The following is a 22,687-nucleotide window of genomic DNA, read 5'->3' on the forward strand; positions in this document are numbered from 1 at the left end:
GATCGGAGCTGAAAGATGCCTGAGTTTTTTGTCAAAGTGGAAAGGAGGCGCGCAGCATGATGGGGGAACTCTCCTTATCCGGGACGCCGGAGAACAAATCGAAAGAGGAATGGGCCAACCTGCAGAATGAAGAGCTGAGGGGAATCCTCAGCAGTATTCCCGGCGGGCTGGGCGTGTACCAGTATGACGGGGAACGCATTACGCCGGTCTTTCATAACCCTGCGTTTTATGCCATCATGGGGTATTCACCGGAGCATGCCCGGCAGGCGGAGCGGGAAATGACGTATCTGGGTGTGCACCCGGACGATATTCCAGTGTTAAACGGGCATGTGCAAAAGGCGCTCCGGGATAACGGGCGGCTGGAATACACGTGCCGCCTGTGGAATGATGAGCGCCAGGAGTACCGCTGGCTGCACACCACAGGTGTAGCCAAGCCCTGGAAAAACGGGAAAAAGCTGCTGTACAATATTTATGATGATGTAAGTGAACAGCATCAGCTCAAGGAGGAACTGGTCTCGGCCAATGAGAAAACCCAGAATATCATAAACGCAATCCCTGGCGGCATTGCCATCTACCGGGTCTCGGATATTTTTGAGACAGTATATTTCTCCGAGGGCGTTCCGGCCCTGTCCGGTTACTCAGTGGAAGAGTACAGGGATCTGGTCCAACAGAATGCGGCACTTATGATCTATGAGGAAGATCTGGGACTGGTGGAAGCAAAGGCAAGGGAGATTATTAAAAGCCGCAAAACGGCTGTGATGGAATTTCGCAAAAAACACCGTAACGGCTGCCTGGTGTGGGTCCGGGCCCAAGCCAAGTGGATGGGCGAGGATGGAGGGTATCCGCTGCTTCACTGTGTTTTCCACAATATTTCAGACCTCAAGGACGCGCAGTTTGAGATGGAGCAGTTGTTGAATTCCATTCCCGGCGGGATTGCCAGTTACCGGTTGGAGGGAAATCGTCTGATCCCTGTTTTTTATTCAGACGGAGTACCGGCCATGTCCGGTCACAGCAGAGAGGAGTATGACACCCTGGTGGGTGAAGATCCCCTCTCTGCCGTCTATCCTCTTGACCGGGAAAGGGTAAGGGACTCTGTAACCGCGGCGCTGCTCAGCGGAGAAGTCCTGGATATCTCCTACCGGATGTATCACAGGAATGGAAAACTGATCTGGCTGCATGTGAGAGGCCGGCGCATGGGTCCATTAACCGAAACAGCCAGATTCTATGCGGTGTTTACAGGCATGTCGGAGGAAACCCGCCTGTTCCAGAATATGGCCAACGACACCGCGGACGGCATTTACGTGATTGGAAAAGACAATTATGAGCTGTACTATGTAAACGAGTCCGAGGATCTGTTTGCCAAAGACCGTTCCTGTCTGGGACAAAAGTGCTATACTGCGCTTCACGGCAAACGTGAACCATGTGAATTCTGTACGTTGAGAAGCCATAAGCCGGACGGGAAAGAACACGAAATGATCATAAAAGATACCGGCCAGATCTTTACCACACACTTTCGGGAAATAGACTGGAATGGAATACCGGCCTATGTGAAATATATCCGTGATGCCACAGAGGAGGCTGAGATGCGCAGGGAACGTGACCGTCTGGAACAGTATTTTCAGAACATGCTGAAAAATCTGCCCGGCGGTGTGGCTGTGGTCCGATATGAGGAGGATGGGAGTATGGTCCCTGAGTATATCTCAGAAGGCCTTGCGGCCACCACTGGAATGTCTTTGGAAGAAGCATGGGCGCTCTACCGGAAAGATGCACTGACCGGTGTCCATCCGGACGACCGGGAGCATGCACTGCAGCAGTTGTCCGAGTACCTTGCCAGCGGCAGGAAACGCTGGGAGATCGAATACCGGCTGTTGAATGGTTCCGGGGACTATGTATGGGTCAAGAATACACTGTCCCTCATTCAGCACAGAGGCGGGGAGCGGAGGATCTATTCCGTCTACAGTGATATGACAAAAGAACGGGAGGAAAGGGCCCACGTCCGGCAGCAGTATAACGACCTGATCCTGCAGCATTATCAGAAATCTGATCCCAACGCGCTGGTGCTGGGCCACTGCAACATCACACAAGATTATATTATAGAGATCATAGACCGGACCGGTATGGACCTTAGAAAGACCTTCGGCTCTGTCCGTGAGGAATTTTTCACCGGTCTTTCCACCCTGATCCCAGATAAAAAGGAACAAGAGGGATTCCTGTATATCTACCTGCGCGAACCGGCCCTGGCCGCCTTTGAACGGGGAGAACTGGAACATACAAATGAATACTATGTGGAACTGCCCCATGAGGAGAGCGGCCGGTATATACAATTTGAGATGCACATGGTTTCCACACCTGACAGCGGGGATGTTACCGGAATTTTGACGGTAAGGGATATCACGGAGCAGACGGTTTCTCACCGGATCCTGCATCAGCTTTCGGTTACCGGTTATGATTTTGCAGCCGATCTGGATCTGACACGGGACACCTACAAGATCCTGTCCCTGGACGCCAACGCCCGATTTGTGCCTCCCAAACAGGGAAACCACTCCCAGTGGACAGAATATATGATGGAGAACCGGGTCGTTCCAAAGGACCGCAAGCAATATTGGAACAGTCTGAACCTGGACCAGATGGCCCGGCGCCTGAAACAGGAAGGCGCCTATACATTTTCTTTCTCCCTGATTGATGATGATGGGGATATCAGGACCAAGAACATGACGGTTTCCCCCATTGACCTTCGGCTGGGACGGGTCTGCCTGTCCAGAACAGACATTACAGAGTCTATCCGGGAACAGCAGCGCCTGCTGCGGGTGATCGCCTATACCTGTGAACTGGCAGGTTTCATTGATGTTTCCACAGGCAGTCTTTCCATGTATACCAGACAGATGGTTTTAGAGAACCTTCCGCCCCATACGGCACCGGATTATAACGGAGTATTGGATAATTTGGTAGGTTACTACGAAGCAGCAGCGGACCGCAAGGCCATAAAACGGCAATTTTGCCTGGAAACCCTGATGGATCAGCTGGAGGAAAAACCGGAGGGCTATGATCTTGTTCTGCCTTATCAGTGGAAGAACAGTTTGCGGTACAAACAGGTCAATGTATTGTGGGGAGACCAGAACCACCGGACGGTCTGTCTGGTGCGGTCTGATGTGACGGAAATGCTGGCCGCAGAGCGGGCATCGAAAGCAGAGCTGGAGCGGGCGTTGTCGCTGTCCAGGGAAGCCAGCCGGGCCAAAAGCGACTTTTTGTCAGCAATGAGCCATGACATCCGCACCCCTATGAATGCCATCATGGGAATGACCACCCTGGCAAACGCCAATATAGGCGATCCCGACCGTGTACAAAGCTGCCTGCAGAAGATAGCCACATCTTCCAAGCATCTGCTGAGCCTGATCAATGATATCCTGGACATGAGCAGGATCGAGCAGGCCAAGATCAGACTGAACCGGGAGCGGATCTGCCTGCCCAAACTGGCCGGACAGGTATCGGAGATCATCGAGACTCAGGCGGATGAGGCCGGACTGCGGTATGACGTCCGGATCGGCAGGATACATACCCCGTATTTCTATGGGGACGCCCTGCGCATCAGCCAGATTTTGATCAACATCCTGGGAAACGCGGTAAAGTTCACGCCAACGGGGGGAACCATAGGATTTTCTGTGGAGGAGCTTTCCTCTGCAAAAGGGAAACACCAGGCATGCTATCGCTTTACGGTCAGCGACACCGGGATCGGAATGTCGGGCGAAACCCAGGCGCAGCTGTTTGAACCATTTATCCGAAGCAATGCGGTGTCCAGGGTGGAGGGGTCCGGGTTGGGTCTGAGCATTGTCAAGGGACTGGTGGATCTGATGAATGGGACTATATCCGTACAGAGCGAACTGGGAAAGGGTTCCGTCTTCACGGTAGAGTTGGAAAGCGAAGCCGCACCGGCCCCGGAAGATGAGGGGATTGAAACAGAAAAGTTGGAGGAACCGGCGGGCCGGCCCTTTGCCGGATGCCGATTCCTGGCGGCGGAAGACAATGAGCTCAATGCTGAGATTCTGTGTGAGATCCTTCGGATGTACGGGGCGCGGTCCGAGGTTAAAGGAAACGGGATACAAGTGGTGGATGCATTTTTTGCCGCAGCGCCCGGAACCTATGACGCGATCCTTATGGATATCCAAATGCCGGAGATGAACGGCTATGAGGCGGCCCGGGTCATCCGGTCCGCCGACCGTACCGATGCCGGGACGATCCCGATCATTGCCATGACCGCCAACGCCTTTGAGGAGGATATCAGGGCCGCTATGGAGGCAGGAATGGACGCACATATCGCAAAGCCTGTGGATATAGAAGTACTGAAGACAACATTAGGCAAAACGCTGGCAGGCAGCCGGGAAAGGAATATGACGTGAGGCTAGGAAAAACGAAAAGATTCCCAAATCCATCAAAACACCTGACAGGGATGCTGGCAATGGGCCTGGCCATAGGGGTCCTGGTCACCTTACTGTTGTTTATACGCGCTTACCAGAAATTAAATGCATCCATCCTGAATGAACGGGTGGAGGCAGTGCAGCAGTTAGGGTTTCTTCTCTCCGACAAGGTGGCCATGCTAAAGGACGCTTACGCGGATGAGACCAGGCAGCTGGCTTTCATGCTGGAAAATTCCCAAGTGACCAGCAGGGAGGAGATGCGCCGCATGTTTTCCGGCAGCGGTGATATCCTGCTGGTGACGGCAGCCGGAAATCTTCAGGCAATGGACGGGAGAATGTGGATCATTAAAGATGATGATCTGCGCATCAATGTCTCTCAGGGGACAAATGTGGAGTCTTCCTTTGCAACGATACAGACACAGGGGGACTTTTGGCTTTTTTCCCTGGGATTAAAAGGCGTAACCCTGGACGGGGAGGAGATCGCGGGCCTTGTTAAGCCGGTGAATGCGCAGGAATACGCCGATATTGCTACCATCCCCCTCTACAATGGGATGGGGGCTTCCTATGTGATAGACAGCGATGGGCGGATCGTGATGCGGCCCAATGCAACGGAGGCCAATGATCTGTTTAATGGGTATAACCTGTACAGTATCATGGCAAAAGAAGGCGTAAGCCTTACGGAGCTGGAGCAGCTGAAAACAGCGGTAGCCCAGGGGCAGTCCTTCCAGTTTGTCACATTCATGCGGGACATGACATGGCTGATCCAAAGCGTCAGTACAGATGCGAATCGCGGGATCATAATCGCAGTTCCCATCTCGGTCACTGCAAAGGACACCTATGGTCAGATGCGAAGCGTTATTTTCCTTATTACCCTAGTGGTGCTGTTCCTGGCTGCCCTGGTGCTTTCCGCCCTGGTGCTGATGATCAAGCGGAACCAGGCGGTAAGCCTGGAGCAGGCAAAAGCCAGGGCGAAAAATGATTTCCTGGACAAGATGTCCCATGATATCCGTACCCCATTAAATGCCATCATAGGAATGCATGAACTGGCCCTGGGTTCCCCGGATGATCCGGGTCTGGTAACAGACTGCCTGAAGAAAGCAAAGATGTCCAGCGAATATCTGGTTTCTGTGATCAATGATGTGCTGGATATGAGCAAGATCGAGAGCGGGAAAATGACTGTCAGCAACCGGCAGTTTAACATGGAGGAGCTGCTGGACCACGTGATGCAGATGGAAGAGAACCCTGCCAGGGAGAAAAGGCTGTCCCTGTTTCTTGACCTGGAAAGCCCCATTGATACGGATTTCATCGGTGACCCGCTGCGCATACGCCAGTGCCTGATCAATCTGGTATCCAATTCAATAAAATTCACACCGGAGAGCGGGGAAATCCATCTGTCCTACCGGGTGGAGCCCATAGATGAAACATACTGCCTGGTCCGGTTTAAGGTACGTGATACAGGTATCGGCATGAGTGAGGACTTCCTTGAGCGGATCTTTACACCCTTTGAGCAGGAGTATTCTTCACTTACCAGTTCCTATGTGGGAAGCGGGCTGGGCCTCTCCATTGTAAACAGCCTGGTATCCCTGATGAATGGAACGATCTTTGTTGAAAGTGATTTGGGGCATGGAAGCTGCTTTACCATTTCACTGCCCTTGCCCATGGCCCCCAAGTCAGCCGCCTCCAGGCCGGTGATGGATGAAGAAGGACTTGTGGAGCAATTAAAGGACAGGAGGGTCCTGGTAGCCGAGGACAACGATATCAACAGAGAAATCATCTCTCTGATGCTGGAAAAATTGGGCCTTGCGGTTGACACCGCGGTCAATGGCCGGGATGTATTGAACAAATTTACGCAGTCTTCTCCGGATTCCTATTCCATGATCCTGATGGACATCCAGATGCCTGTTATGGATGGCCTGGAGGCCGCAAGACAGATACGTGCGTCCGCCCGTCCGGACCGCAGGATCCCCATTGTGGCGCTTTCCGCCAATGCCTTTGACGAGGATACACAGCGCTCGCTGGATGCAGGGATGCAGGCGCATCTGGCAAAGCCCGTGGACATCATTGAGTTAAAACGGATACTCAAACTATATATAAAGTGAGGACAAAGGATGCAAAACAGATGTCTTAGAAAAGCAAGAAGAGCAGCAGCCCTGACGGCCGTATTGCTTTTGTTGGGAGGATGTTCCCAACAGGCTCCAACACCCGTATCAGATTCCGGCAGCTATTGGAATCTGACTGCGGACAATGAGATTATCAGCTATGCACCGGTGCAAGCCGGTAAGACGATCATCACTATCGGGAAGTATCAGGCTTTTGATGAAACACCTCTTGAAAATGCCATCGAAGCTGAGTTCCCGGATCTGGACATCATTTTTGTGGAGTCTCTTGGGGGATCGGATCCCATTGCCTATATGGCCTTACAAAGCCGGGCTGATGCCCTTCCGGACCTGATGCTCTCCACCCGGTCGGCACCGGATAATGAGTTTTTATACGACTTGTCGGCAGAGAGTTTTGTCAGCCGGTACAACCTTTCCTCACTGAATGCCATGGACATCGGAGGAAAGCTTTTCCAGATTCCAGCAGCCAATACGGTCATCGGCATTGCTTATAATAAGACCTTGTTTGAACAGAACGGATGGACGGCGCCCGAGTCCCTGGAAGAGTTTTATTCGCTGTGCGACACCATTGCCGCAAACGGGATCCGCCCTTTTGTTCCCTGTCTGAAATACTATACCACCTTAGAGTCCATAGGCCTTGGGCTCAGCTATGACAGTGTCTTCTCTGATTTGGAAAAACAGACCCATTACAATGCCTTTATCAGGCAGGAGGCGTCTTGTGAGGGGCTGATGGAGCCTATATTTGAAACATTGAGAACACTGTATGAAAAAGGCATCATCACGGAAGCGGATTTTTCCTCCAGTGCCACGGAGGTCCGCCACAGCTTATATGCCGGCGAATACGCCATGATGGCCACAAACCTGGATATCGTTGCCCTTTATCAATCGGAACAGCCGGACTGCGAGATCGACTTCATCGGTTTCCCCACCAATACACCGGGAGAGCGTTGGATGCAGATGGTATCAGGGACAAAACTGTCCGCCTCCAAAAAATCCATGGAGGACACGGGAAAACAGCAGATCCTCCTGGATATTCTGGATTACTTCAGCACGGACCAGGGGCAAAGCGCCCTGTTCCAGTCCTTTTCAGGCGTCAGCAGCCTTACCTCCTATCAGCAGAAGGCTGTTTTTGCTTATGAGGATATTCAGACATGTATCCAATCAGGCCGCATTTTCTTTGCAGATTACTTTGGGTCCAATGATGATATTCCTGTGTTCAGGGATTGGACAATGGGTAAAATGGCCATGGCGGAAATGATAAAGGCGGTTGATGATTTTAAGCCCATTGACGAGTTGAAGCTGTTGGAGGAAGATCCCATTGGGACTGCGAAGGAGGCATTTACCAGACTGGAGACCAGCATCTATATGGCGGATGTAATGCAGCAGATTACAGGTGCGGAGATTGCCTTAATGCCCAATAATTATTATTACCGCTCCAATTTTGCGGAGATATTTCAGGGGCCCATTGTTTATCCTGAGAGGTTTATCCTTAAGGGGACCGGCGCCAAGGATTACCTGGCTACTTACCAGATCACCGGCTCCGCGCTGCGGGAACTGTTGGAACACCCGGTCATCAATGGAACACAGGTCAATGTTCTATATGCCCCTGCCGGGCTGAAGCTGGAGTACGCACCCTGGGCGGATATGGATGAAAATGTGCGCAGCATTACCTTGGCTGACGGCACTGCTCTTGACAATGACAGGTTGTACACAGTTGCGGCAAGAGCCGGATGTATCGATGAACAATACATCACCGGACCCGTTAAGGAGTATCCTGAAGCTGGATCCAACCAGGAGATGATGACCGCGGCCATCCGGGCTGCAGGTACGATCAGCCCGGCAAGAGACGGCCGGGTGAGCCTGATCTGGGAATAAACAAATAACCATAAACAAAGATGAATAGAGACAAATAAGAGACAAATAAGAGACACGTAAGAGACAAGTAAGAACAAGTAAGAGGATGGACGGGAAGGGCGGAAGAAGAATATGGGAACCGATTGTGAACGCTATAAAATTGTATATGAGTGCTATGAGTCAAGGATACTGTTTGGTTTCTATGCCTATGACGACCTGCTGCCTCCTGTCCCCACAATATGTAACTATTTCAGAATGCCCATGGCTACGGTACGTTTTGCACTGGCCCGCTTAGAGGAAGCGGGGTATATCCAAATAACGGACCGGAAGCCGGCAAGGGTTGTCTATAAAGCAAATTTACAAAAATACCGCCGGAACATGGCGGAGTATTTTGTGATGCGCAGGGATGGGATCGCAGATCTTCTTGCATCCGGCGGACTTATGCTGTCCCAGCTTATTGAGTCGGAACTGGGAAAATGGGGTGAGGACAACTGGAACTGCCTGAAGGATGATTTATTCCACCCGCATTCCGGAGGGGTATCCGCCGCTGTCCGGTTTTACGCCCTGGTTTTTGAAGGGACGGGGAATCATCTGCTGCCAAACCTTTACTCGGAGATCATACGGTATCTTGGGTTTCCCTATCTGGCGGAGGATGATGCACCGGAACAGGTGAAGGAGGCTGCTTCCCGGGAGGAGGCTTTGGCCTTGTTTCTAAAAAACTTTCAGGCGGACCGCGATTATGCGGTTGCCAAATTGTATGATTTTATCAACAGGGCCGGAGAAGAATTTTCTTTGACAGAGGCAGAGCAGATCCCGTTTCGTTGGAATGTTTACCGGAACCGGCCTCAGATGAGATATACGGTGGCTTCTTTTATCATACAGGAGATCATCAGCGGGCAATACCCTGTGGGCAGCTATCTGCCCTCCCTTCCCCTTCTGGCACAGCAGCATGAGGTGGGCATCAATACGGTGCGCAGGGCCCTTGAGATCCTGAACAAGATGGGAGTGACCGAGACCTTTCACGGAAAAGGGACGCTGGCCTGTATGAAACCAGCGGAGATTGATTTTACAGATCCCGACCTGAGTGAGGGGCTTCACCTGTTTATGGAGAGCCTGCAGATGCTGGCCCTGACCATACAGCCTGTCCTGCTCCATGTTCTGGATACATCCGCGCCGGAACAGAGGAAAGCCCATATACAGAAGTATGCATATTTGAGAAAAAAACAGGAGAGTTACCGGGGGATCGATGTGTGTATGCGTTTTATTGAGGAAGTCTGTCCTATGGCCTTTATTCGGGAATGCTACCGGAAAATACGGGAACTTCTGGCCTGGGGATACCCGATTGCCATCCTGCGGGCCAAGGAAGAAGGGCGGAGCATCCATGAAATTTACGCAGGATCAATGGAGAGGATCGAGACTTATTTGGAGAAAGGGGATGATCTGGCTGTTTCAAACGAGTGGAAGCAGGTTCTGGAGGCTGACGTAAAAGCCTATGTCCCCAGATGCTTCCCATAGGCGTCCTGGGACGGGCAGATAATGAGCGCCCGCTGTATGCCGGATTTTGATTCCAATAAACCGTGAAAGGAACACATATGATAAAAGAATTAGAAAACAAGGAGCATCAGCAGGAGAATCTTTTGAGGAGCATCATTAATCTGTTCGTTTATAACAACTGCGATTATTTTATTTATCTGGATGTGAAACAAAACAGCTATACCATGTTCAGCGGCAGCCGGTCGGGCACCCCCCTTCCTCCATCGGAGTGTTTGGATTACTCAACGGAGATTGTCAAATATGCCAATGATTTTGTAGTACCCGGGGACAGGGAGCATGTGATCAGGGAAATGCGGCTGAAGCGTGTCATTGAACAACTGGAACAATATGAAAAGCATGTCATTTACTGCGGTGTTGAGGATCCCATACGCGGCTACACAAGAAAGAAACTGGAGTATCGCTATTATGACCGAGATGAGCAGATGGTCCTTTTATCCAGAACCGACCTGACGGACCTTTATCTGGAGCAGCAGAGGCAGCAAAAGGAATTACAGGAGGCGCTGAAAACAGCGGAAGAAGCCAACAGGGCCAAGAGTCAGTTCTTTTCCAACATGTCCCATGACATCCGTACGCCTATGAATGCCATTGTAGGATTTGCCACCCTTTTGGAGAGGGAGGCATCCAACAAGGAGAGGGTGCAGGAATATACGGAAAAAATCCTTAACTCCAGCAAGCTGCTGTTATCATTGCTCAATGATGTTTTGGACATCAGCCAGATTGAAAGCGGAAAAGCCGTGCTGAATATCTCCATGATCAGTATTTTAGAATTGGTGAATGAACTGGATACCATGATACGTCCCCAGGCACAGGCACGGAAACAGGAGTTCCATGTACAGATAGAGCCAATGGCACACCGGTATTTCTCAGGAGATAAAATACGCATCACCCAGGTTCTGATGAACATACTAAATAACGCGGTCAAATATACACCGGATGGCAGGCGGATTGACTTTATGGTCAGCAGTTCAATACATCGGGCCGATGATCAGGGGGAGATCTGTTTTGTGGTCAAAGATACCGGCATTGGAATTGCACCGGACTTTGTAAAAGATCTGTACGAACCTTTTTCCAGAGAGTCCAATCCAGTTGTGGACCGAATCCAGGGAACAGGGCTGGGTCTGTCCATAACCAAGGATCTGGTGGAGTTGATGGGCGGCGTGATTCAAGTGGACAGTGAGAAGGGAAAGGGAAGTACATTCACAGTCCGGTTCCGGTCACAGGTCTCCGAAGAAAGCAGCATTTCTCCCAGGACAGAAGGAAGAGAAGGGCAAAAAGCCGCCGCGGCCGGCTATCTGCCCTTGCAGGGAATCCGTGTATTGGCAGCCGAGGACAATGAACTGAATGCCGAGATCCTCTCAGAACTATTGCGCATAGCGGGCGCAGAATGCGAAATTGTCCCCAACGGACAGGCAGCGGTCCGGCGTTTTCAGGAATTACAGCCGGGCGGATGTGACCTGATCCTGATGGATGTCTGCATGCCGGTTATGGACGGATGTGAGGCAGCCTGCAGGATCAGACAGCTGGACTGCGAACAAGCCGGGACCATACCCATCATTGCCATGACCGCCAATGCCTTTACGGAAGATGTCAGGAAGGTATTGGATGCCGGGATGGATGCCCACCTTTCCAAACCTGTGGATGTGGAAAGACTGATCAGTACCATTCGGAAGTATGTGTATTCGTAGGTATTTGCAGCAGCACGCGGATTCCGGTAAAAGGATCATTTCGCCCCATGTGCGGTTGCCAAATCAACATAACATTTGCTATGTTTTGTTATATAGAAAAGCCTGGGGATTTTTGTCCTCAGGCTTTATAACACATCTTTATATTGATCTAAAATACTGCGTCTTCATGACTGCTAACCTTTGCTTTTTCCGGAAGGATCAGCAGTAATCCAATCACGGAGAATGGATCAGATCCTCCAGTGTGATCCCATCCAGATAATCGTTGATCAATGTGTCCAGCTTCTGCCACACCGGGCGGGAAAGACATGTTTCGCGCCGGGAGCATTCCCCAAAGGATTCCTCCACGCAGGCCACGGGCGCCAGACTTCCCTCTGTGAGGCGCAGGATCTCACCCAGGGTATACTCGCCGGGCTCCTTTGTCAGGCGGTAACCGCCGCCTTTTCCCCGCAGACCGGTGAGCAGATGATTTTTCACCAGCACCTTTAGTATGATCTCCAGATACTTTTCAGAAATATCCTGGCGGTTGGCAATTTCTTTTAATGGAACATACCGGTCCGTTGTCTGCTGGGCCAGGTCCAGCATGACCCGCAGTGCATAACGCCCCCTTGTGGAAATGATCATTCCATATCCCTCCCTCTGATGATCCAAATCTTATATTCCTATTATACAACAGGGGAAATAGGAATATCAATAGCAAATATAATTATAAACCTATTGACAAAGTAGGTTTATAATATTATGATGTTTATAAACCAAGTGAATTAGTAGGTTAATATAATAAAACGAAAATAGCGGGAGATGGAGGACAACTATGTCAAATCAATTGCTGGAAATAAAAGGACTGTCTGTTCATGTGGAAGATAAAGAAATTCTTCATGGAATCGATCTGGAGATCAAAAAAGGGGAGACTCACGTACTCATGGGGCCTAACGGGGCTGGAAAATCCACCTTGGGCTACGCGCTGATGGGAAACCCGCGCTATGAAGTGACGGCGGGAGCGATCCGGTTTCAGGGAAAGGAGATCACCCGGGAGGCGCCGGACAAACGTGCCAGGGAAGGGATGTTCCTATCCTTTCAAAACCCTGTGGAAGTTCCCGGGCTGACGCTGGGAACATTTATCCGCAATGCCATGGAACAGCGCAGGGGAGCCAGGGTACGGCTTTGGGACTTCCGAAAAGAGCTGGAAAAGGCCATGGAGCTGCTGCAGATGGACCGGGCTTATGGTGACAGGGACCTGAATGCAGGTTTTTCAGGCGGTGAGAAAAAGAAGGCGGAGATCCTTCAGATGCTGCTCTTAAAGCCCAGCCTGGCGATCCTGGATGAGACGGATTCCGGCCTGGATGTGGATGCGGTCCGCACCGTGTCCCAGGGTGTAAAGGAGTACCAGAAGGACCGGGACGGAGGATTGCTCATCATTACCCACAGCACCCGGATCTTAGAATCCCTGCAGGTGGATAAGACCCACATCATGGTGGATGGCAGGATCGTAAAGACAGGGGACGCATCCCTGGTGGAACGGATCAACCGGATGGGGTTTGAACAATTTTTGGATGAGGCGGACCAGAATTCCCTGTGCCCGGAAAGGATGGAGGACAGCGATGGAAGAAAAAACATATGTAGATGATATAGACAGAAGCATATATGATATCCGGAATGAGGAAAGGGATTCCTACCGCATTGAGGAGGGGCTGAGTCCGGCCATTGTGGAACAGATCTCAAAGGAAAAAAAGGACCCTCTATGGATGGAATTGTTCCGCCTTCAGTCCCTGCAGATCTATAACAACATGAATATACCGGACTGGGGACCGTCCCTGGACGGCCTGGATATGAACCATATCGTCACCTATGTGCGTCCCAACACCGGTATGAGGGCTAAGTGGTCTGATGTGCCGGATGAGATCAAGGACACCTTTGAGCGCCTGGGGATCCCTCAGGCGGAGCGGAAGTCCCTGGCAGGGGTAGGCGCCCAGTATGACTCGGAATTGGTATACCACAATGTGCGCCGGGAGGTGGCGGAGCAGGGCGTGGTGTACACGGACATGGAGAGCGCATTAAAAGGCGGATATGGGGACATGGTGAAAAAACACTTTATGAAGCTGGTGAAGCCTTCCGATCATAAGTTTGCGGCCCTTCACGGAGCAGTCTGGTCAGGCGGTTCCTTTGTATATGTGCCGCCCGGTGTTACCGTGGAAATACCCCTGCAGTCCTACTTCCGGCTCAACGCCCCCGGAGCCGGGCAGTTTGAACATACGCTGATTATCGTGGACGAGGGCGCCAGCCTTCATTTTATCGAGGGCTGCTCAGCGCCCAAGTACAATGTGGCCAACCTCCACGCCGGATGTGTGGAGCTGTTTGTGGGCAGGAATGCAAAGCTGCGCTATTCCACCATTGAAAACTGGTCAAAGAACATGTACAACCTGAATACCAAGCGTGCCCAGGTGGAGGAAGGAGGGACCATTGAGTGGGTATCCGGTTCCTTTGGATCCCATGTTTCTTACCTTTATCCCATGAGTATCTTAAAGGGACGCGGCGCCAGGATGGAATTTACAGGGATAACATTTGCGGGACAGGGACAGAACCTGGATACCGGTGCAAAGGTGGTCCACGCCGCTCCGGAGACCACCTCCTACATAAATACAAGATCCATATCCAAAAGCGGGGGCGTAAGCACCTTCCGAAGCTCCGTGGTGGTGGCCAAGGGAGCAAAAAACAGCAAAGCCGCTGTTTCCTGCCAGTCGCTGATGCTGGACCGGATCTCCCGGTCGGACACCATCCCCGCCATGGATATACGGACCCCGGACGCGGATATCGGGCATGAGGCAAAGATCGGACGGATCAGCGATGAAGCTGTCTTTTACCTTATGTCCAGGGGAATGAGTGAGGAGGATGCCAGAGCCTTGATCGTAAGCGGTTTTGCGGACAATGTATCCAAGGAACTGCCTCTGGAGTATGCAGTGGAAATGAATAACCTGATCCGGCTGGAGATGAATGGGAGTATAGGGTAATGGGAGCGATAAGATCAATACGTTTGACAGGCTTGATGGGATCGCAGGTTTTCCCCGGAAAGCGGAAAGGAGGTCCCCTATGGGACTTGGACTAAATTTAAAAGTAAACAGGCTCCCTGCCAGGACATGGAACTGGCTGGACATGAATGAGGCAAGCCTGAAGCAGATAGAAGCAGGAGATGAACACACGGTCATAACAGAAGGGATTGCAAAAGAAGTTACGGGAACAGAGTCCTGGCAAAAGGAGTTCTCAGCCATCGCCACAGGAATGGGCGCAGATATGGACCGTCTGGCCAGGGAGGCCAATGTTTCCCCCATACGGATCCAGTCCGCAGCTCAGTCTGCAGCTCAATCCGAATCTCAGTACGGATCTCAGTACGGATCCGGGTCCGGGGCATTCCAGGATAACAGGCGTGCAGCTCTTCACTTTGTCTTTGGAGACGGGAAAAAAAGTTTCCAGCCCGTGGAGATCCTTGTGAGGGAAGGGGAAATGCTGACCGTTGTCATGGATTTTACCTCCGCGCCTGAAGCCGGAGGTTTGGCGGCGGTGCAGACCCGGTTCAGGGTGCAGGCCAATGCCAGGCTTCGCCTGATCCAGATGCAGCTTCTGGGAAGCGGCTATACCATGCTCAATGATATAGGCGGAAGCTGTGACACAGGCGCCTCTGCGGAGGTGATCCAGATGTTTTTAGGCGGCGATAAGACCTATGCGGGCTGCCGGACCGATCTGTCCGGCAGGGAAAGCAGTTTAAATGTGGATGTGGGATATTTGGGCAGGGACGGCCAGCATTTTGACATGAACTATGTGGCGGACCATTGCGGAGAAAAGTCTAAAAGCCGGACCCGGGCCAAGGGTGTGCTTTCTGACAGGGCATTTAAACTCTTTCGCGGCACCATTGATTTTAAGGCCGGGTCCGTGGGAGCAGAAGGCGAGGAGACGGAGGATGTGCTGCTGATGGGTGAGGACGCAGTCAACCAGACCATACCCCTGATTCTTTGCGGCGAGGAAGATGTCCAGGGCAGCCATGGCGCTACCATTGGCAGGCTGGATGATGAACTGCTGTTTTATCTCTGTTCCAGAGGTATGAGCCGGCAGGCTGCCAATAAAATGATCACCCGGGCCAGGCTGGATGCTGTCTGCCGCAGGATGGAGGACGGGCCGGCCACACAAATGGTACAGGATTACTTAGAGGAGGTAATAGGAAATGAATCATAAAAATCAGTATCGCAATGATTTTCCTCTTTTAGCGGAAAATCCGCTGGTCTATTTAGACAGCGCGGCCACAGCCCAAAAGCCTTCCTGCGTAATCCAGGCGGAACGTGACTTCTATGAGCGTTACAATGCCAATCCCATGCGCGGTTTCTATGCCCTGAGCCTGGAAGCCACGGACCGGCTGGAAAAGGCCAGGGACGAAGTGAGGCGGTTTATCAATGCGTCATCGGCAGATGAGATCATCTTTACCAGAAATACAACGGAGAGCCTGAATTTGGCGGCCTACAGCTACGGGCTGTCCCATTTGAAGGCCGGAGATGAGATCCTGGTAAGCGTGATGGAGCATCACAGCAATCTGCTTCCATGGCAGATGGCAGCCCGGCAGACAGGGGCAAGCCTGCGCTTCCTTGAATGTGAGGAGGACGGCAGGATCACTCAGGAAAGGCTGGATCAGGCATTTTCCCGCCATACCAGACTGGTGGCCATCGCCCATGTGTCCAATGTGCTGGGCTGCGTCAATCCTGTTAAAGAGATCGTGTCCATGGCCAGGAAGCATGGAGCCGTGGTGGTTTTGGATGCGGCCCAGAGCGCTCCCCACATGCCCATCGATGTCCGGGCGCTGGATGTGGACTTTCTGGCATTCTCCGGCCACAAGCTCATGGGCCCCATGGGCATCGGAGTACTGTACGGAAAACGTGCGCTTTTGGAGGAAATGCCGCCCTTTCTCACCGGAGGGGAGATGATCGACTCCGTTACCAGGACCAACGCCGTATTTGCTCCGGTTCCCCATAAGTTTGAAGCGGGCACGGTCAATGCAGCCGGAGCGTGGGGGCTGACGGCAGCCATGGATTACCTTAAAACCATTGGTTTTGATGAGGTGCACAGGCAGGAATCAGCCCTGACCACCGCGGCTCTGGAAGGACTCAGGCAAATTCCCCATGTACATGTATTAGGGTCTGAGAAACCGGAGGAGCACTGCGGCATACTGACATTTACCATAGATGGGGTCCACCCCCATGATGTGAGTGCCATTCTGGACTCTGACGGGATCGCTGTCCGCGCAGGCCATCACTGTGCCCAGCCGTTGTTTGAATATCTGAAGGTCAGCTCCGCAACCAGGGCCAGCCTTTGTTTTTACAATACCCAGGAGGAGATTGCCGCATTTTTAAGAAGTGTATCCGGGATCAGGAGGAAAATGGGATATGGAGAATAGGAATTTTTACAATGAGATACTGACGGAGCACAACCTCCGTCCCGCCCACAAGCACGACCTGCCGGACGCCAACCTGGTGCTGGAGGGTGTGAACCCCAGCTGCGGGGATGACATCTGGCTCAAGCTGAAGGTGGAGGAGGGCGTGATCCGGGACGGCGCTTTTGTTGGGGACGGATGTGCTGTGTCCCAGGCTTCCGCGGATATGATGCTGGATCTGGTGATCGGGAAAAAGAAGGAGGAGGCCGTGGAACTGGCTGAAAATTTCTTCAGCATGATCCGTGGAACGGCAAAGGAGGAGGAACTTCAGGCCCTGGAGGAGGCCTCGGTCCTGCGGGACATTTCCCATATGCCTGCCCGTGTAAAATGTGCGGTGCTGGGCTGGCGGACATTAAGTGAAATGTTGGAAGAGAATATAAAGTGAAAAAATCCTGGGGAACCGGTTCGGTTCCTCAGGATTTTCCATGTGCTTTTACCGCTTTTCTTGGCCTGGTACATGGCGGTGTCCCCTTGTTCTTATTCACAGTCGGGTTCCAGGACATCTCCTGACACAGGATACCCATGTGAGATGTAAAAAGACGCGGCCCGGTGCGCGGTGCGGATGCACTTCTCAGGCGCCCATCCCTTTAATTTGGCATAACAGTAGCCTGCGTTAAAATTGTCGCCCGCACCGGTGGAGATCACAGGATGGTCCACATGCAGGGTTGGGATAAGGTACTCCTTTCCATGGACCAGGGAACGCGTAACTTTATTGGAATGGACAACGATCTCCGGGATCCGGAAGGTCTGCTGGAGCAAGCGTATGATCTGACCGCAATCAGATGCGCCAAACAGCCTTTTCCCAATCTGCAGGGCCTCATTTTCATTGACACTGAGGATCGCGTAACGGCAGGTTCCATATGTTTCCATGGTGTTAAGCATGGCCCGGATCTTGGTTTCATCATGGGAGGAGACATCGGCCGGGTCAAAAAATATGATGTCCTGTTCATCCTTCACCGTGTCCTCTCTTAATTGGGAAAAATACTCACAGAAGATTTCCTCCCACAATGTCTGCATAAAGTAGACCTCGCCCCAATTGAGAAAGGCCAGAAGATTGGATGCAAGGGCATCTTCTAAGGAAAATCCACAGCGGTCAGCCCCTTGGAGCAATGCTTTAAGGGGCTTTTTCAGGTCGGGCGCCGTGGGGCACATCATCACTTTCCCATCCTCAAATTCCAGCGCAAGTGTTTCCATGGGATCGGAAAAAGAGCATAATTCTTCCGGAGAGAAAGACTCCGCAAAAAGAGGATGAATGGTATCCGCTCCAAACATGCCTGCCAGTTTCACATTAATTCCCATCTGTTTTAAGGTGCGTCCAAAGATCGGACCATTGCCGCCTAGCCGGCTGGAAACCCGGTCCAGCTGGATGGAGCAGCTTTTCCCGCCTTTTCCTATTATGTATTGTCCCATGTCGCTGATGGTGGTGAAATAATCATAGCTGCGGCCCTGTACAGAAGAAATAGGCCTTAAAATCTGGTCAATATAACCATCAAATCCAATAAAAGCCGTTTTTTTCATACAAATTCTCCTAAAACAATTGACAAATATTATATACTTATAATATTATATGTTTATAAGGTTATGATATCTTATTATAGCACAGTATCTCTAATAACACAACAAATTACAGGAGGGTACAAAATGAAGAAGTATGCGGGTATGATCGTGGGAGGAATGGCGTTTACAATGGCGGCGCTGTCCGGGTGCGGGCAGAATGTAAAGGTGGAAACCACCGCGGCTGCGGTACAGACACAGACCGCTGCCGCTGAGACAAAAGCGGATGAATCTAAAACAGATGAATCTAAACCGACAGAAGGGGCGACATGGAAATTCAGTTGTTTTGACGCGGAGGGGACTCCTTATGTGGAAGCTTATAAAGCCATGTGGGATCGTGTTGAGGAGGAGACCGGCGGTAAGATAAAAGTAGAGATATATGACCTGGGACAGCTTGGAAATGAATCCGACCTTTTGTCCATGCTGCAGACAGGGGGAATTGACGCGGCACAGATCGGCGCCTCCCTGCTGGCAGGGTATGACGATGCATTTAATGTGGGGGACCTTCCCTTTATCTTTGATTCCTATGAACACGCGGACCGGTTTGCCAAGACTCCGGAAGCGGAAGAGATGTACGCAAAACTGGAGGATGACGGACTGAAAATGTATTATATGGGGATCATCGGATACAGGCAGCCTAATCTGGTTAAAAAGGTGATCAACTCCCCGGACGATTTTAAAGGCTTAAAATGGAGAGTTATGGATTCCCCCATCCAGATCAAGACCATGGAAGCGTTGGGAGCCAATCCCATGATCGTTGCATACAGCGAGATCTATTCAGCCCTGGATACAGGAGTGGTGGATGCGTGGATGAATGACGGTGTTGCCTTCAAGAACCTTTCTATTGCAGAGGTTGCGCCATATTATACGGATATGCCTTTGTTTGCCTCCACCCAGACCTGCATTGTCAGCAAAAAGTCTCTGGATGCGCTGGATGAGGAAACCCGCAATACGGTGGAGAGCATTTTGAAAGAGGATCTGCCGGGTGTTGTAAAAGCAGGGTGGGACCAGAATAAAGCCGGACTGGAAGACTTAAAGGCCAATGCCTTTAAAGAATATTCAGTGGTGGAAGATACGGCACCATACCTGGAAAAAGTGCAGGGTGTATATGATGATCTGGTAAAGGATTACCCCGATTGCCAGAAGTACATAGATGCAATCAACAGTGTCCGTTAGATGATGAGAGGAAGATACGATGCTGAAAAAGCTAAGCGATTTTATTTATAAAATAACCGGCGTGTTTATCTCAGTGGATTTGGCGGTTATCGTGGTTTTATCCTTCTCACAGGTGGTATCCCGGTATGTATTTTCATTTTCCATTTCGTGGGCCCAGGAACTGGTGACCTATCTTTTGGTATGGCTGGTTTTTATGGGATGCTGCATGGGGCTTAGGGACAATGAGGTGGCCGCGCTCACCATTGTGGTGGATAAGCTTTCACCAAACATGAAAAAGACGGCAAGGATCCTGGTGCAGGTGCTGCTGATCATGTTCTGTGTGGTGGGCTTCTGGGCGAACCAGGAGATCATTGCAAATATGTGGAATAAAAAAAGTTCCATCCTGCGTATGAATTTGGGCTATGTCTCATTAGCATTTTCTGTTTCAAATGTAATCATTATATTTAATGCGGTATTGGAGATCGGAAACATTTTAAAGTCACTGATAGTCAAGCCGGGAGAGGAGGACAAAGAATGAATATTGCGGTTATGTTTCTGATCTTTCTGCTGCTGATGGTCATCGGAATGCCCATTGCGTATTCCCTTGGGCTGTCTTCCCTTGCCTATCTGATCTCCAACGGACAGCCTCTGACCCTGATTCCCCAGAAAATGACCGTGTCCCTGGAAAGCTTTTTGTTCGTTGCCCTTCCTCTGTTCATTCTCTGCGGTGAGATCATGAATACCGGGGGGCTGACACGGAAGCTGGTAAATGTGGCAAGAGCTGTTGTGGGCCGCTTTAAGGGAGGGCTGGCCTATGTAAACGTGGTGGTGAGCATGCTTTTTGGCGGCGTCCAGGGCCTGGCAACCGCGGATACGGTTGCCATCGGTTCCGTGCTGATCCCGGCCATGACAGAGGAGGGCTACAGAAAGGATTTCAGCGTTGCGATCACCGTGGCGTCCTCTACCATTGGGGCCATCATCCCTCCCAGCCTGCTCTTTGTAATATACGGATCTGTCACAGGCGTTTCCATCGGAAAAATGTTTATGGGCGGCCTGATCCCCGGAATCTTACTGGGGCTGGGGCAGATGGTGTATGTCTTTTATCTTGGAAAAAGCAGGAAATACAAAGATTACATTCCGGTGGGTGAAAAACTCCCCTGGAAAACCTGCCTGAAATATTTGATCGAAGGCATTCCCACCATGATCCTGCCGCTTATTATTATCGGCGGTATTGTGGGCGGTGTGGTGACAGCGGCGGAATCCGCGGTACTGGCCGTGGTATATGCCATTATCCTTGGATTGGCGTCAAGGGAACTGAAACTCAGGGATCTGCCGGGGATTTTCTGGAAGTCGGCCAAGACGGTGGGGTCTGTCATGATTATTTTAAGCGCATCCACTATCTTTGCCTATATCCTGACACAGGAAAAGGTTCCTCAGATGGTGGTGAACATTTTGCTGAATATTACGGACAACCGGATCCTCCTTCTGCTGATCATCAATGTGTTTTTACTGTTTGTGGGTACCTTTATGGATTCAACGCCTGCTGTTACGATCTTGGCGCCCATCCTTCTCCCGGTGCTCACACAGATGGGGATGAATCCTGTCCACATTGGGGTGTTTATGTGCTTTAACCTTATCATGGGACTGATAACCCCGCCGGTGGGTTCCTGTCTTTATCTGGCATCCGGGATCAGTCATATGTCGGTGGAAAAAATTTCAAAGGCCATGCTTCCTCTATATGGCGTTAACTTTTTGATTTTAATGCTGGTCACCTATATTCCAACCCTGTCACTTCTGATTCCCTCTATGCTGGGAATGGGATAAGGAAACTATACGGACAAAAAGGAGCAAACACATTATGACTGGATTTTATGAGGAAGTTATGACACAGCCGTCAAAGCTGGCCGGACTTTTGGAAATCTATAAACAGGAGGGCTATGAGACGGTCAGGGAAGCGGCTGCAATGATCACACAGGGAAACCATGTATATTTCGCAGGAATGGGGACTTCCCTGAACGTGGCTTCCTGTATACTTGGACGCCTGAGCCAACAGGTAAGCGCCTCGGCGCTGGAAGCAGGGGAGCTGCTGGAAATGCCCGGGCTGCTGAGAGAGGGAGATGTACTGGTGCTGATCTCCCAGTCGGGAGAAAGCATTGAGATCTGCCGGCTCTTTGAACAGATAAAAAGAAGGGTAAAGATCATCGGTATCACAAACAATGAAGGATCTGTTTTGGCCAAAAACAGCGACCTGGCGCTTTTTCTCTATGCCGGAACAGAAGAGAGCATTACAAATAAAACCTTTACCAACACCATGGCCGTCTTATACATGATCGAATCCGTGATCAATGGAAAAGATCTGAGTGAACTGGAAGAAAGGCTGTACTCAGCCATTCCCGTCATGGAAGAACTCCTGAAAACAGGGAAAGAGGAGATCCGGCAGTGGGCACAGCGGCTTTCCCCCGCAGACGTGATCCACTTTATCGGTGCAGGGGCGGCCGCGGCTTCCCTTGCCCAACAATCAGCTTTAATCTTCATGGAAGGGGCCCAATGCTCGGCAAGGGCATTTTCCGTGGGCGGGTTCAGACATGGCCCCATTGAGATCTGTTCTAAGCAGCACCGGGCGGTTTTATATCTCAGTGACGGAAAATATATGGAAAAGATATTGAATTTAGCCAGGGAAATGCAGTATTATGGTAGTGAGGTGGTAATCGTTTCCAATCAGTCCATAGATTTTGGATCCCATTTCTTTGTGGGCAGCATGGCGGAAGAAGGATTTGCGATGGCTGGTGCGCTTTTTATGGAGATCCTTTTATACCAGGTGGCGTCCATGAGAGGTGTGGCAGCCGGGGAATTCCATATTACCAATAAAATATGTAAAAAGGAATAATA

Annotated in this window: 16 protein-coding genes; 14 read left to right on the forward strand and 2 right to left on the reverse strand. The window is 51.1% G+C overall.

Features of this window, described 5'->3' with window-relative positions:
* Nucleotides 1-56: 56 nt before the first annotated feature.
* The 5 genes from CLFS41_RS14430 (at nucleotide 57) to CLFS41_RS14450 (ending at nucleotide 11,622) form a co-directional block, all read left to right on the forward strand.
* Nucleotides 57-4,394 carry a PAS domain-containing protein gene (locus tag CLFS41_RS14430; protein ID WP_045092643.1) on the forward strand — a complete coding sequence of 1,446 codons (4,338 nt, stop codon included), beginning with the start codon at nucleotides 57-59 and terminating at the stop codon, nucleotides 4,392-4,394.
* Nucleotides 4,391-6,511, forward strand: coding sequence for an ATP-binding protein (locus CLFS41_RS14435; protein ID WP_045092644.1), 2,121 nt, complete (start codon nucleotides 4,391-4,393; stop codon nucleotides 6,509-6,511). Before CLFS41_RS14430 ends, CLFS41_RS14435 begins: the two co-directional genes overlap by 4 nt.
* 9 nt (nucleotides 6,512-6,520) lie before the next feature.
* Entirely contained in the window at nucleotides 6,521-8,404 is a 1,884-nt protein-coding gene (locus tag CLFS41_RS14440; protein WP_045092645.1) for an extracellular solute-binding protein, read from the forward strand.
* Between the two features lie 111 nt (nucleotides 8,405-8,515).
* Nucleotides 8,516-9,898 carry a GntR family transcriptional regulator gene (locus CLFS41_RS14445; RefSeq protein WP_045092646.1) on the forward strand — a complete coding sequence of 461 codons (1,383 nt, stop codon included), beginning with the start codon at nucleotides 8,516-8,518 and terminating at the stop codon, nucleotides 9,896-9,898.
* Nucleotides 9,899-9,975: 77 nt separating this feature from the next.
* The gene (locus tag CLFS41_RS14450) at nucleotides 9,976-11,622 is read left to right on the forward strand and encodes an ATP-binding protein (RefSeq protein WP_048930411.1); all 1,647 of its coding nucleotides are present in this window, start codon (nucleotides 9,976-9,978) and stop codon (nucleotides 11,620-11,622) included.
* A 213-nt stretch (nucleotides 11,623-11,835) separates the two neighbouring features.
* Here CLFS41_RS14450 and CLFS41_RS14455 read toward each other — a convergent pair whose 3' ends face one another.
* Nucleotides 11,836-12,243: an Rrf2 family transcriptional regulator gene (locus CLFS41_RS14455; protein ID WP_007870983.1), complete on the reverse strand. Its 408-nt coding sequence runs from the start codon at nucleotides 12,241-12,243 to the stop codon at nucleotides 11,836-11,838.
* A 190-nt stretch (nucleotides 12,244-12,433) separates the two neighbouring features.
* Here CLFS41_RS14455 and sufC point away from each other — a divergent pair, with 190 nt between their 5' ends.
* The 5 genes from sufC (at nucleotide 12,434) to sufU (ending at nucleotide 17,474) form a co-directional block, all read left to right on the forward strand.
* Entirely contained in the window at nucleotides 12,434-13,246 is an 813-nt protein-coding gene (gene sufC / locus CLFS41_RS14460; RefSeq protein WP_007870986.1) for a Fe-S cluster assembly ATPase SufC, read from the forward strand.
* Nucleotides 13,221-14,627, forward strand: coding sequence for a Fe-S cluster assembly protein SufB (sufB, locus tag CLFS41_RS14465; protein ID WP_045092647.1), 1,407 nt, complete (start codon nucleotides 13,221-13,223; stop codon nucleotides 14,625-14,627). The genes sufC and sufB overlap by 26 nt, the downstream gene beginning before the upstream one ends.
* A 79-nt stretch (nucleotides 14,628-14,706) precedes the next feature.
* Nucleotides 14,707-15,843 carry a SufD family Fe-S cluster assembly protein gene (locus tag CLFS41_RS14470; protein ID WP_045092648.1) on the forward strand — a complete coding sequence of 379 codons (1,137 nt, stop codon included), beginning with the start codon at nucleotides 14,707-14,709 and terminating at the stop codon, nucleotides 15,841-15,843.
* Nucleotides 15,833-17,053: a cysteine desulfurase gene (locus tag CLFS41_RS14475; protein WP_045092649.1), complete on the forward strand. Its 1,221-nt coding sequence runs from the start codon at nucleotides 15,833-15,835 to the stop codon at nucleotides 17,051-17,053. The genes CLFS41_RS14470 and CLFS41_RS14475 overlap by 11 nt, the downstream gene beginning before the upstream one ends.
* Nucleotides 17,043-17,474 (forward strand): Fe-S cluster assembly sulfur transfer protein SufU, encoded by a 432-nt coding sequence (sufU, locus tag CLFS41_RS14480; protein WP_007870997.1) that lies wholly within the window; start codon nucleotides 17,043-17,045, stop codon nucleotides 17,472-17,474. The genes CLFS41_RS14475 and sufU overlap by 11 nt, the downstream gene beginning before the upstream one ends.
* A 92-nt stretch (nucleotides 17,475-17,566) precedes the next feature.
* Here the strand turns inward: sufU and CLFS41_RS14485 are convergent, their stop codons facing one another.
* A complete protein-coding gene (locus CLFS41_RS14485; protein WP_007871000.1) occupies nucleotides 17,567-18,607 on the reverse strand; it encodes a PfkB family carbohydrate kinase in 1,041 nt (346 codons plus the stop codon).
* A 123-nt stretch (nucleotides 18,608-18,730) separates the two neighbouring features.
* Between CLFS41_RS14485 and CLFS41_RS14490 the strand changes: the two genes are divergently transcribed.
* From CLFS41_RS14490 to CLFS41_RS14505, 4 genes are read left to right on the forward strand one after another with little or no spacing between them, the layout of a single operon-like run.
* Nucleotides 18,731-19,819 carry a TRAP transporter substrate-binding protein gene (locus CLFS41_RS14490; RefSeq protein ID WP_007871003.1) on the forward strand — a complete coding sequence of 363 codons (1,089 nt, stop codon included), beginning with the start codon at nucleotides 18,731-18,733 and terminating at the stop codon, nucleotides 19,817-19,819.
* 19 nt (nucleotides 19,820-19,838) lie between these two features.
* Nucleotides 19,839-20,336, forward strand: a complete 498-nt coding sequence (locus tag CLFS41_RS14495) for a TRAP transporter small permease (RefSeq protein WP_007871006.1) — start codon at nucleotides 19,839-19,841, stop codon at nucleotides 20,334-20,336.
* Complete coding sequence (locus CLFS41_RS14500; RefSeq protein WP_007871009.1) at nucleotides 20,333-21,622, forward strand: TRAP transporter large permease; 1,290 nt, start codon at nucleotides 20,333-20,335, stop codon at nucleotides 21,620-21,622. The genes CLFS41_RS14495 and CLFS41_RS14500 overlap by 4 nt, the downstream gene beginning before the upstream one ends.
* Before the next feature lie 34 nt (nucleotides 21,623-21,656).
* Nucleotides 21,657-22,685 carry an SIS domain-containing protein gene (locus tag CLFS41_RS14505; protein ID WP_045092650.1) on the forward strand — a complete coding sequence of 343 codons (1,029 nt, stop codon included), beginning with the start codon at nucleotides 21,657-21,659 and terminating at the stop codon, nucleotides 22,683-22,685.
* Nucleotides 22,686-22,687: the final 2 nt, after the last annotated feature.

The sequence above is a fragment of the Clostridium sp. FS41 genome (genome assembly GCF_000954015.1).
GTDB classification, from domain to species: Bacteria; Bacillota; Clostridia; order Lachnospirales; family Lachnospiraceae; genus Enterocloster; species Enterocloster citroniae.

Bases quoted from the DNA above. Each gene is read 5' to 3' on its own strand.
- sufB (WP_045092647.1), top strand. From the start codon at position 13,221: ATGGAAGAAAAAACATATGTAGATGATATAGACAGAAGCATATATGAT.
- CLFS41_RS14470 (WP_045092648.1), top strand. From the start codon at position 14,707: ATGGGACTTGGACTAAATTTAAAAGTAAACAGGCTCCCTGCCAGGACA.
- CLFS41_RS14445 (WP_045092646.1), top strand. From the start codon at position 8,516: ATGGGAACCGATTGTGAACGCTATAAAATTGTATATGAGTGCTATGAG.
- sufC (WP_007870986.1), top strand. From the start codon at position 12,434: ATGTCAAATCAATTGCTGGAAATAAAAGGACTGTCTGTTCATGTGGAA.
- CLFS41_RS14440 (WP_045092645.1), top strand. From the start codon at position 6,521: ATGCAAAACAGATGTCTTAGAAAAGCAAGAAGAGCAGCAGCCCTGACG.
- CLFS41_RS14495 (WP_007871006.1), top strand. From the start codon at position 19,839: ATGCTGAAAAAGCTAAGCGATTTTATTTATAAAATAACCGGCGTGTTT.
- sufU (WP_007870997.1), top strand. From the start codon at position 17,043: ATGGAGAATAGGAATTTTTACAATGAGATACTGACGGAGCACAACCTC.
- CLFS41_RS14430 (WP_045092643.1), top strand. From the start codon at position 57: ATGATGGGGGAACTCTCCTTATCCGGGACGCCGGAGAACAAATCGAAA.
- CLFS41_RS14455 (WP_007870983.1), bottom strand. From the start codon at position 12,243: ATGATCATTTCCACAAGGGGGCGTTATGCACTGCGGGTCATGCTGGAC.
- CLFS41_RS14490 (WP_007871003.1), top strand. From the start codon at position 18,731: ATGAAGAAGTATGCGGGTATGATCGTGGGAGGAATGGCGTTTACAATG.
- CLFS41_RS14485 (WP_007871000.1), bottom strand. From the start codon at position 18,607: ATGAAAAAAACGGCTTTTATTGGATTTGATGGTTATATTGACCAGATT.
- CLFS41_RS14450 (WP_048930411.1), top strand. From the start codon at position 9,976: ATGATAAAAGAATTAGAAAACAAGGAGCATCAGCAGGAGAATCTTTTG.
- CLFS41_RS14505 (WP_045092650.1), top strand. From the start codon at position 21,657: ATGACTGGATTTTATGAGGAAGTTATGACACAGCCGTCAAAGCTGGCC.
- CLFS41_RS14500 (WP_007871009.1), top strand. From the start codon at position 20,333: ATGAATATTGCGGTTATGTTTCTGATCTTTCTGCTGCTGATGGTCATC.
- CLFS41_RS14475 (WP_045092649.1), top strand. From the start codon at position 15,833: ATGAATCATAAAAATCAGTATCGCAATGATTTTCCTCTTTTAGCGGAA.